This is a genomic window from Rhodococcus sp. BS-15 (genome assembly GCF_000813105.1).
GTDB lineage: Bacteria > Actinomycetota > Actinomycetes > Mycobacteriales > Mycobacteriaceae > Rhodococcoides.
This window is the reverse complement of sequence record NZ_BAOX01000236.1, coordinates 1-7,730: the sequence shown is the minus strand read 5'-3', so window position 1 is coordinate 7,730 and position 7,730 is coordinate 1. Positions and strand designations below refer to the sequence as shown.

Here is a 7,730-nt window from a genome sequence, read left to right as displayed (position 1 = left end):
CGGCTTCGCCGTTGCCCGGCAGTCACACAATCGTCAGCTCGGCGGAGCGGTGCTCGCAGCCGTCGGCGTGGCATGCACGACCCGCTGGCAGAAATCCTCGGGCTCGGCCCGTGCCGGTGCCTTGCTCGGGACCTATCTCGTCGCGTTCGGTGCCTCGCACCCGCTGGCCAAGAAGATCGGTGCCTGGCCGGCGGTCGCCGCGGTGTCCGCTGCAACTGCAGCGGCATCGATGGCGGTGGGCAAGTAGGTCGCCTCAGAGCACTCCGGTACGAATGAACTGTTCGAGCACTGCGGTCGGTTCATCGAGATCCATTCCCTGGTTCGAAACCCAGGCGTCGTCGAAATAGGTCTGCGAATACCGATCTCCGCCGTCGCACAGCAGTGTCACTACGCTCCCGCTGCGGCCTGCGGCAATCATTTCCGCGATCAATCCGAAGGCACCCCAGATGTTGGTGCCCGTCGATCCGCCCACTCGTTTGCCGAGTGCGTCCGAGGTGAATCGTGCGGCGGCCACGGAGGCGGCGTCGGGCACTGCAATCATTCGATCGATCACCTGGCCGACGAACGAGGGTTCGACGCGCGGTCGGCCGATGCCCTCGATGCGGGAGGACAGCCCTGTCTCGTAGCCCGCGTCTCCGGACTCGTAACCGCCGATGAACGCCGAATTCTCGGGGTCCACCACTGCCAATTGCGTTGCGTGCCTGCGATATCGGATGTAGCGGCCGATGGTGGCGCTGGTTCCACCGGTCCCTGCACCGACGACCACCCAGTCGGGAATGGGACATTCCTCGAGCCGCAGCTGGTCGAAGATGGACTCGGCGATGTTGTTGTTTCCGCGCCAGTCGGTGGCTCGTTCGGCGTGCGTGAACTGGTCCATGTAATGACTGTCGGGCTCGGCCGCGAGTCGATGCGCTTCGGTGTACATCTCGCCGGGTTGATCGACGAAGTGACATCTCCCGCCGTGGGACTCGATGAGAGCAATCTTGGCCGGGCTGGTGCTCCGTGGCATCACGGCGACGAATTTCAATCCGAGCAATCCGGCGAAATACGCTTCACTGACGGCAGTGGAGCCCGACGAGGCCTCGATCACCGTGGTGCGTTCGGTGACCCAGCCGTTGCAGATTGCGTACAAGAAGAGCGACCGAGCCAGCCGGTGCTTCAGGCTGCCGGTGATGTGCGTCGACTCGTCTTTGAGGTACAGCGAGATTCCCCAGGCAGCGGGGAGCGGGTATCGCAGCAAGTGCGTGTCGGCGCTGCGTTGGGAATCGGCCTCGATCAACCGGACCGCATTGTCGACCCATGCCCGGGATCCCGAGTGATCGACCGACCTGGTCATTTCTTGCCGTCTTCACCGCGCAGCTTCGACTGCAGGTCCGCGCGCGCGGCGCGCCTGTCCTCGTCGACAGCTGCGATGGACTCGTTGACGCGAATACGCATGTTCTTGAACAGGAGCAGCGACAGCGGTAGCGAGATCAGCACCGAGAAAATCGCGGCCACGAGTACCGGGACCTCGACACCGAAGAGTAAACCGACGCGACGATGACGGCCGCGATCACGACGACGAGCGCCAATCGCGCGAAGGTGTAGACACCGAGGTTGACGGCGAGGGACTTCTTCGCCGACCTACCTGGCGCGGCGTTTTCGCTGGTGGGATCGTTGCTCTCTGCATTCGTCGCGTCGCTCACGGGTCCCAATCTACCGGGCTCGGCGGGCACTTCGACCCACCCCCAGCATGACCGATTTGTCCATTACCTCCCCTTTACCAACCTTGTATCAGTCGAGTACCTAGGGGTTCGAGTGCAACCATGGGGATCGAACGCAGTAGACCGATATCTCCGGTTCGACGCACATGCGCCCAACCGCATCGTAGGAGGACACGACAGATGAGCGCACCCACATTCCACAAGGCTCAGGACTCACTTCTCACACCGGGTCAGGTAGCCGCGCTTTTTCACGTCGACCCCAAGACAGTGACACGCTGGGCACACGCCGGCCGCCTCGGATCGCTCCGCACTCCGGGCGGGCACCGTCGATTCCGCGAGACCGAGGTCATGCAACTGCTGACCTCTCTGACGACGGAAGCCGGCGCACACCGCTGATTCGCGAGTCCCCGAGAGCAATCCATCCGCAGTATCCGCACCCGTACGAACTCATCGAACATTCTCAGGAATCTTCGTCGCTCGACGGGTGCGGAGGCGGTTGCATCACGGCTACCCTCGTAGTAGGAGGTGCGTCGTGATCTATCTATTGGCGTTGATCGGCTTGGTGGCAGTCATCGTGCTGTTCTGGAAGGCATTCGGACCCAGCACGCAGGCTCCACCCACCCGCACTGTCGGACCCGATGACGATCCCGATTTTCTGTGGCGAATCAACCGTGAAGCTCGCCGCGGAGGGAAAGACGGGACCGAGGCCGGTACCGAACCCAGCGAATAGGGTCCGGTAGTTCTCAGTTGCGGTGGGCAGCGGTGGGTGCGTCAGGGAATCCTGCCGCTACCGCCGCCGCGACTTCCAACAGTGCCTTTCGCGTGCGCCCACGAAGACGATCGAGTTCGATTTCCGCCCCCTCCTCGAGATGCGGGTCGAACGGGATGGTCCGAACACGGGCGCACCGTTGCTCGAAGTGTTCGACAACTTTCTGCAGGTCGACCTTTCCGGCTCGGGGCCGAACCCCGTTGACCACCGCAACCGATGTGGCGACCAGCTCGCGGTAGCCGTGTGCATCGAGCCAATCCAAGGTTGCCGACGCGCTCCGCACGCCGTCCACCGACCCCGAACTGACTACCACCAGCGTGTCGGCTCCCTCGAGAATGCTCTCCATGGCCGAGTGCATCAGACCGGTGCCGCAGTCCGTGATGACGATGCTGTAGAACTTCTCCAACAGCGATACCGCGCGATCGTAATCCTCACCGCTGAATGCCTCCGACGCCGCCGGATCCGAATCGGATGCCAACACCTCCAGTCGATGCGCGTTCTGCGACGTGTAGGCCCTGACGTCGCTGTAGCGGTCCAGAGACTCTATGTCGCGCAACAAATTACGAACGGTGGCAGTCGTCTCGGGCGGCACCTTCTGCCCCAGCGTTCCGCGATCGGGGTTGGCATCGATCGCGATCACCCGATCACCTCGAATCTCGGCGAACGTCGAGCCGAGGGTGGCCGTCGTCGTGGTCTTGCCGACGCCCCCCTTCAGCGACAGCACTGCGACGCGATGGCACCCGACGAGAGGACGGTCCACCTGCGCGGTCAAAACCAGGCGGCGCTGCTGGGCGGCACTGTTACCGACATCCACACGACCGCCCGACATCAGATACAGCGCCCGACGCCACCCTGCCACCGGCGGCACATTCCCTGATCGGACGAGCAACGAACTGCCGAGATCGAGCGACGACACCGGCTGCTCCCCCGACCGACTCGGGTCAATGGCCGGTACCGCTCCCGGCGCGACAACCAACGCGTCCACAGCGCCTTGCCTGAGCTGCTGGGGCTGACTGGGATGCGGCAGATTCTGATGCGGCTGAGTCTGATGCTGCGGCTGGGGCCATTGGCCGGGCTGAGGCCCCCACTGATTCTGGGCGTTCCACTGATTCTGGGGATTCCATTGGCCCTCCGGCGCCAACTGCCCATGCGGGCCGCCTTGATTCTGCGGAGCCCAATAGTTCTGCTGCCCAGCCTGATTCTGCGGCCCACCGAAATTCTGCGGAGCCCAGTGGTTCTGCGGGGCCCAGTCGTTCTGCGGGGCCCAGTTCTGAGGCACCGGATTCTGAGACACCGGATTCTGAGGCACGTGGTTCCGAGGCGAAGGCGGTCCCGATGCGACGGGCGGCGTGTGTGAAGGAGTTGGCTTCACGGTCGACGCCACAGGAGTCTCAGACGGTTCGACGGGTGGCGTCGTTGCGGTCTTGTCCAGCGCGGCAGGGTTCGCGGCGACCACGGCATCTTCGCCTTCTATCGGTCCAGACCCGTCCTTCGGTTGGGTAGGGCGCGGCGCAGAAACCGGTGTCGGTATGGGCACCGCCTCGGGCTGCGGCGCGGGCGGGCTGTCGATGCTTTCGGGCGGCATGGTGATGGGGGTCGATCGAAAGGGCTCCCGCGGCGGTGCGGGTGTGGCCTCGGTCGCCGCTGCGACAACGACCGGCTCGGATTCAGTGGGCGGCGCTACGTGTTCTTCCGGCACGTCGTCGTCCAGTGGCCGGACGGGTTGCCAGTTGTTCTCGTGCCGATCGGCCATGACCGATTCCCCCCAGTTTGCGTCCCACATCGAAGATCCGAGCTCGGATGTGTCCCCCATCGAGCCGGATCGGACGCTACCAGCTGGACGGCAGGAGTGGAGCCTGCGGAACGACCAGAAGATTCAGGAGTGGAGCCTGCGGAACGACCGAAGATCAGTTCAGTCCCGCGTAGCTGTGCAGTCCCGAGACCACCATGTTGATGATGAAGAGGTTGAAGAGCATGGCGGTGAATCCGGCGATGTTGATCCAGGCGGCGCGGGTGTTGCGCCATCCGGAGGTGGCGCGGGCGTGCAGGTAGGCGGCGTAGATGATCCAGGTGATGAACGACATCGTCTCTTTGGGGTCCCAGCCCCAGAAACGTCCCCAGGCGGCTTCGGCCCAGATCGCGCCGAGGATGACGCCTGCCCCGAAGAGCGGGAAGGCGACGATGGTCGTCTTGTAGGCGAGTCGGTCGAGGGCCTGGGCGTCGGGCAGCTTGGAGGCGAATTTGCCCCAGAAGCCGACGCTTTCCTCTCCCAGGGGCTGCTTGATGCGCAGCAGGAACAGCAGGGACGCGACACCGGAGACCAGCAGGATGCCACTGCCGACGCTGACGATGGTGACGTGGATGGGCAGCCAGTACGAGCGCAGCGCGGGGACGACCGGTGCGGCGTCGGCGTAGAGCTTGGTGGCGGCGAAGAACATCAGCACGATGATCGGTGCGAGGACGAACACGAGCATCGGGCGCATCGTCTTCTTGCGCAGCACGATCACCGAGGTGAGGGCAGCGGCTGCGGTCGCCATGGTGACGAACTCGTACATGTTGCCGAGCGGGAATCGGTGGGTGGCGAAGCCGCGGAGCACCACCGAGGCGACGTGCAGGGCGAGGGCAGGGGCGAGCAGTGCGAAGCCCATGCCTGCGAGTCGATCGGAGAGCGGTCGCTTCGGCGTTTCGGCGACGCGACCCGGTCGGCTGTCGGCAACGGGGGCACCGGCACCGACGAGTTCCTTGGCCTGGACGGCCGTCGCTTGGCAGAGGCGTACTGGGCGATGAGCAGGACGAATGCGAGCACGTAGATGGTGAACGCTGATTCGAAGGACCAGTCGCTGTACTGCGAGAGGGTCTCGTTGATCGGCATCGGTCAGTTCTCCTGTTTCGAGGTGTCGCCGAGCAGGCGGGTGCACAGGCGGTCGAACTCTTCGCCCCACCCCGCCTGATCGGTGCGTGCAAGTCCGCCGAGGTCTACTACAGTACGTCGTGACTGCGCGTCGGCGGTGAGCCGGACCCAGATTCTGCGACGCTTGATCACCAGTGAGACGAGCAGTCCGCCCATCATCGTCAGTGCGAAGACGAGCACCCAGGTCTGAGCCGGGTCGTGCGAGACCTGAAGGTTGACGAATTCTTCCGCTCCGTCGAACGTGACGACCGTTCCGTCGCTGAGCGTCGCGGACTCTCCCGGCATCAGGTTGACGCGGTCCTGTTTGACCAACCTGCCCTGGGCGATCATTTCCTGATCGAGCGAGAAGATCGACTGCGGCAGTCCGGTGTCGAGTCCGGTGTCGCCCTTGTAGATGTCGATGGCGACGGCGGGGTCGTTCATGGCGGGGAAGCTCGACGACAGCAGGCTGCCGTGGAACGACGCCGTCGGCGCGAACAGTCCCTCGATGGCGATCTGGTTCTTCCGCCGATCCAGGGGGTCGGGATACAGGCCGCCGGGCGGGTCGACGCGTAGCACTCCGCTGGAGAGGAAGGTCGTGGCGTCCGTCGGCTGCCATTGGATGGTGTCGGTGCGGGTTTCCCCGTTCGGGAACGTCACGGTGAAGGTGGGTGCGTAGCCGTGGCCCTGCAGGTAGACGCGGTCGCCTGCGACGCGCAACGGGTGGTTGACCTGCAGTTGGTCGTCGCGCCAGACGTTGTTCGCGAGATCCTGGCCTGCCTGATACTCGATGTTGGAGGTGAACATCTCGGCCTGGCCGGTGTCGAGGTAGTCGGCTGTGAAGTCCTTGACGCGCACGCACAGTGGTTCGAGGTCGGTGCCGTCGACGAGGTTGCCTGCGCGGAACGAGTCGTAGTTGGCCGGAGTCGAGGTGCAGAACCCTGGGCCGTCGTCGGCGATCACGATGCGGTTGCCCTCGTAGCCGAGCAGCTTGCCCATGGCGATGGCGGCGAGCAGTCCGACGAGCGAGAGGTGGAAGACGAGGTTGCCGAGTTCGCGAACGTAGCCCTTCTCCGCCGACAGCGTCACGGCTCCGCCGTCCTCGCTTCGCTGGGCGACGCGCCAGCCGCGCAACTGGGTGCGCACCTGCGCCGCCATCTCCTCCGGCGTTCCGTCGACCTCGTAGCGGCTGTGGTGCGGCAGGCGGGAGAGGTTGCGGGGCGCGCGAACGGGCTTGGTGCGCAACTGCTTCGCGTGCTCGATGCAGCGCGGCAGGATGCAGCCGATCAGCGAGACGAACAGCAGCGCGTAGATCGCGGTGAACCAGAAGCTGCCGAAGACGTCGAACAGTTCGAGCCTGTCCATGATCGGGCCGAGGGTCGGGCGGTTGGCGATGTACTCGTCGACCTTGCCCGCGTTGAGGCTGCGCTGCGGCACCAGGGCACCGGGGACCGCGGCGAAGGCCAGCAGGAACAGCAGCACCAGCGCGGTTCGCATGCTGGTCAGGCCGCGCCAGGTGTTGCGGACCAGGGCCGCTGCCCGGCCGAGCGGAGACTGCTTGCGAGGAGTCCCGGTGCGCTCTTCGAGGTCGGCGGTCATATCGGCAACACCACATCGGAGACGAAGGCGTCGCGCACCCAACCGACGAACTGATCCCAGGCACCGGTGACCAGTGCGATTCCTACTGCTGTCAACATGATTCCGCCGAACACCTGTATCTGTCGTGCATGTGTACGTAGCCAGCCGACGCCGCGCAGCGCGCTGACCGAACCGAACGCGAGGATCACGAACGGTAAGCCGAGACCGAGGCAGTACGCCACGATGAGGACGACGCCGCGCGCTGCCGTCGTACCGTCGGTACCTGCGGCCAAAGAGATGACGCCTGCGAGCGTCGGCCCCAGGCATGGAGTCCATCCGAGTGCGAAGACGCCGCCGAGCAGCGGAGCTCCGGCCAGTGAACCGATCTGCCTCGGCTCGAAGCGCACATCGCGCTGCAGGGCCGGGATCAGTCCGACGAACACCAGGCCCATGGCGATGGTGACGACGCCGCCGATCCGCATGAGCAGTTCGCGGTTGATCGCCAGCACGGAGATCGCTCCGAACACCGATGCGGTGGCGAGGACGAACACGACGGTGAATCCGAGGACGAACAGACCCGCCGCTCCGGCCACGCGCAACCGGCCGCTGCGCACCTTCGTCTTCACAGCCGCTTCGTCGGCGCTGACGGCCGGGGCGTCGGCCCCGACGACTCCGGCGAGGTACGAGAGGTATCCGGGCACCAGGGGCACCACGCACGGAGACGCGAAGGAGACGAGCCCGGCCAGCACGCAGGCTCCGAGGCCAGGATCAGTGGCCCGGAGGCCGCGGA

General features: G+C 65.1%; 6 protein-coding genes and 3 pseudogenes. 3 read left to right on the top strand and 6 right to left on the bottom strand.

The window, feature by feature from the left end; all coding sequences use genetic code 11:
- Positions 1–247, top strand: a 247-nt coding sequence (locus tag RHBS_RS20925; protein WP_128646371.1) for a hypothetical protein, incomplete at its 5' end; no start/stop codon positions are given.
- A 6-nt stretch (positions 248–253) separates the two neighbouring features.
- Here RHBS_RS20925 and RHBS_RS20920 read toward each other — a convergent pair.
- Positions 254–1,336, bottom strand: coding sequence for a PLP-dependent cysteine synthase family protein (locus RHBS_RS20920; RefSeq protein ID WP_121873447.1), 1,083 nt, complete (start codon positions 1,334–1,336; stop codon positions 254–256).
- Positions 1,333–1,715: pseudogene (locus RHBS_RS32370) on the bottom strand (DUF4229 domain-containing protein). The gene RHBS_RS20920 and the pseudogene RHBS_RS32370 overlap by 4 nt, the downstream one beginning before the upstream one ends.
- 168 nt (positions 1,716–1,883) lie before the next feature.
- Between RHBS_RS32370 and RHBS_RS20910 the strand changes: the two are divergent.
- Together RHBS_RS20910 and RHBS_RS20905 are read left to right on the top strand one after the other, a co-directional pair.
- Positions 1,884–2,099: a BldC family transcriptional regulator gene (locus RHBS_RS20910; RefSeq protein ID WP_121873449.1), complete on the top strand. Its 216-nt coding sequence runs from the start codon at positions 1,884–1,886 to the stop codon at positions 2,097–2,099.
- 136 nt (positions 2,100–2,235) lie between these two features.
- Entirely contained in the window at positions 2,236–2,433 is a 198-nt protein-coding gene (locus RHBS_RS20905; protein WP_032393904.1) for a hypothetical protein, read from the top strand.
- A gap of 13 nt (positions 2,434–2,446) precedes the next feature.
- Here RHBS_RS20905 and RHBS_RS20900 read toward each other — a convergent pair whose 3' ends face one another.
- From RHBS_RS20900 to RHBS_RS20885, 4 genes and pseudogenes are all read right to left on the bottom strand, one after another.
- Complete coding sequence (locus RHBS_RS20900; RefSeq protein ID WP_237669515.1) at positions 2,447–3,766, bottom strand: MinD/ParA family protein; 1,320 nt, start codon at positions 3,764–3,766, stop codon at positions 2,447–2,449.
- Positions 3,767–4,379: 613 nt separating this feature from the next.
- Positions 4,380–5,344: pseudogene (ccsB, locus tag RHBS_RS20895) on the bottom strand (c-type cytochrome biogenesis protein CcsB).
- 3 nt (positions 5,345–5,347) lie between these two features.
- A complete protein-coding gene (locus RHBS_RS20890; protein WP_128646370.1) occupies positions 5,348–6,961 on the bottom strand; it encodes a cytochrome c biogenesis protein ResB in 1,614 nt (537 codons plus the stop codon).
- A pseudogene (locus RHBS_RS20885) lies at positions 6,958–7,730 on the bottom strand (cytochrome c biogenesis CcdA family protein); the annotation flags it as partial. The gene RHBS_RS20890 and the pseudogene RHBS_RS20885, both read right to left, overlap by 4 nt.

Excerpts from the sequence above, each read along its gene's own strand:
- RHBS_RS20890 (WP_128646370.1), bottom strand. The coding sequence starts at position 6,961 with ATGACCGCCGACCTCGAAGAGCGCACCGGGACTCCTCGCAAGCAGTCT.
- RHBS_RS20920 (WP_121873447.1), bottom strand. The coding sequence starts at position 1,336 with ATGACCAGGTCGGTCGATCACTCGGGATCCCGGGCATGGGTCGACAAT.
- RHBS_RS20910 (WP_121873449.1), top strand. The coding sequence starts at position 1,884 with ATGAGCGCACCCACATTCCACAAGGCTCAGGACTCACTTCTCACACCG.